The following is a 2,465-nucleotide window of genomic DNA, read 5'->3' as shown; positions in this document are numbered from 1 at the left end:
CTGCTGTCGATGAACGTTATTCCGGCCATGATCTTTGGCACGGTGCTGTCGGGGCTGTTTGCGCTCGCGATCGGCTTTGTGTCCTTGCGTCGTTCGGGGATTTACTTCTCGATCCTGACACTGGCCTTTGCGCAGATGTCCTATAACCTCGCCTATTCGGTTCTGACCCCGATCACCAATGGTGAAACCGGTCTGCAGCTTGAACAGGCGGACCCGCGCGTTCTGGATCGGATGTCGGGCATCGTCGATGACGGATCGCTTCCGACCCCGAACCTGTTCGGGATCGAGGGGATCGGTTATTCCGGCTTCTATATCTGTGCCGCCCTGATGCTGATTTCCTTCTTCATCTACCTGCGCATCTTCCGCTCACCCTTCGGGCTTAAGCTGCGTGCGATCAAGTCGAACCAGAACCGCATGGGTTATACCGGGTTCAGCACCCGTCCATATCTGATGACCGCGTTTGTCATCTCGGGCATGTATGCCGGTCTTGCCGGTTCGCTTCTGGCGGTAACCGATCCGCTGGCCGGGGCCGAGCGCATGCAATGGACCGCATCGGGCGAGGTCGTTCTGATCACGATCCTTGGCGGTGTCGGTACGTTGATTGGTCCGCTTCTGGGCGCTGGTATCATCAAGTATTTCGAGAACATCTTCTCGGCCTTTAACGATACCGTGTTGCTCAATGCGTTTTCCTTCCTGCCCGATTGGCTGGCCCATCCGGTGGCATCCGTGGTCGGCCTGTTTGTCGGCGAAGGTTGGCACCTGACCCTTGGTCTTGTCTTCATGCTGATCGTGATCTTCCTGCCCGGTGGCATCATGGAAGGTATCACGCGCCTGACGCGCCTGGTTACCAAACGTGAGAAAGCCGAGCCGAAGTCCGAAGCCCACGAAACCAAAGAAAAAGAACAAACATCGGCGGGGGAGGTCTGATCCATGTCCGAATACATTCTTGACGTCACCGACGTCGACAAGAACTTTGGCGGTCTGCAGGCGCTTTCCGATATCAACCTTCGGGTCAAGGAAGGCACTGTTCACGCGATCATCGGGCCAAACGGTGCGGGCAAATCGACATTGCTGAACGTGATTGTCGGACGCTTGGCACCAAGCCGCGGTCGTGTGTTGCTTGGCGATCAGGTTCTGACCGGCAAGGAACCGCACGAGATCAACCAGCTTGGTGTCGCGCGTGTTTTCCAGACGCCGGAAATCTTTCCGGAACTGTCGCTTTTGCAAAACGTGATGGTTCCGGCCTTTGCCAAGCGCGAAGGCATTTTCAAGATGAACTTCCTCAGCAGCCTGTTTGCGGAAAAAGAAGTCCGCGAACATGCCGAACACCTTCTTGAAGATGTCGGCTTGCTTCAGCACAAGGATCATCTTGCCGGTTCGATGTCGCGTGGTGACAAACGTCGTCTTGAACTTGCCATGTGCCTTGGCCAACAGCCGAAACTGTTCCTGCTCGATGAGCCGACTGCTGGCATGTCGCGCCATGACACCAACCGCACGATTGATCTGCTCAAACGGATCAAGGAACGCGGCATGACCAAGGTGATCATTGAACACGACATGCATGTTGTCTTCAGTCTTGCCGATCGCATCAGCGTCTTGGCCCAGGGTGCCATCATCTGTGAAGGCACGCCGGAAGAAGTACGTAACGACCCACGGGTCAAGGAAGCCTATCTCGGAGGGGAAACGGTATGAACGCTTTGCCAAAACAGGAACCCGTCCGTAAACAGGGTGGAGATCCGGCGTTTTTCTCGGTCTATGACATCCATGCCTATTACGGCGAGAGCTATATCGTTCAGGGGCTGTCCTTTGACGTCCGCGAGGGCGAAATTCTGGCCCTTCTCGGTCGTAACGGGGCGGGCAAGACATCGACACTTCGCACGCTCGCCCGCATGGGCGACCCGGAACTCAAACACGGTGAAATCTGGCTTGATCACCAGCCGTTGCACGAAATGAAGGCATGGCAGGCCGCCCGTCTGGGTCTGCAACTTGTGCCCGAAGATCGGCGCATCATTCCGGGCATGACGGTTCAGCAGAACCTTGAACTGGCCCAGATTGCCGAGCCGCATGGCTGGTCGATCCAGCGCATCTATGAACTGTTCCCGCGTCTTGGTGAAAGGGCGGAACAGGAAGCCATCACCCTTTCGGGTGGCGAACAACAGATGCTGGCGATCGGGCGTGCACTTGCCCGTGACATCAAGCTTTTGCTGCTGGATGAACCGTATGAAGGCCTGGCGCCGGTCATTGTTCAGGAAATTGAAAAGACCCTGCAAAATGTCAAGAAGCTCGGCATTACGACGATTATTGTCGAGCAGAACGCAATTGCAGCCCTGAAACTGGCCGACCGCGCGATTATCATGGATAGCGGCGAGATCGTCTTTGACGGCACCGCGCAGGCTGTTCTCGATAACGAGGAACTGCGCGACCAGTACCTTGCCATCTAGTGATTAGGGTCAGGACCCATCAAT

3 protein-coding genes are annotated in these 2,465 nt (G+C 56.1%); all 3 read left to right on the top strand.

Going from position 1 to position 2,465, the window contains the following annotated elements; all coding sequences use genetic code 11:
- The coding region (locus B3Z49_RS05295; protein WP_296988667.1) for a branched-chain amino acid ABC transporter permease at window positions 1-927 on the top strand (927 nt) is incomplete at its 5' end.
- A gap of 3 nt (window positions 928-930) precedes the next feature.
- Window positions 931-1,692, top strand: a complete 762-nt coding sequence (locus B3Z49_RS05290; protein ID WP_063089072.1) for an ABC transporter ATP-binding protein — start codon at window positions 931-933, stop codon at window positions 1,690-1,692.
- On the top strand, window positions 1,689-2,441 hold the full coding sequence (locus tag B3Z49_RS05285; protein WP_008889979.1) for an ABC transporter ATP-binding protein: 753 nt from the start codon (window positions 1,689-1,691) through the stop codon (window positions 2,439-2,441). Before B3Z49_RS05290 ends, B3Z49_RS05285 begins: the two co-directional genes overlap by 4 nt.
- The last annotated feature ends 24 nt before the right edge of the window (window positions 2,442-2,465 follow it).

The sequence above is a fragment of the Thalassospira sp. UBA1131 genome, from assembly GCF_002311515.1.
Taxonomy (GTDB): domain Bacteria; phylum Pseudomonadota; class Alphaproteobacteria; order Rhodospirillales; family Thalassospiraceae; genus Thalassospira.
This window is presented reverse-complemented; position numbering and strand designations above follow the sequence as displayed.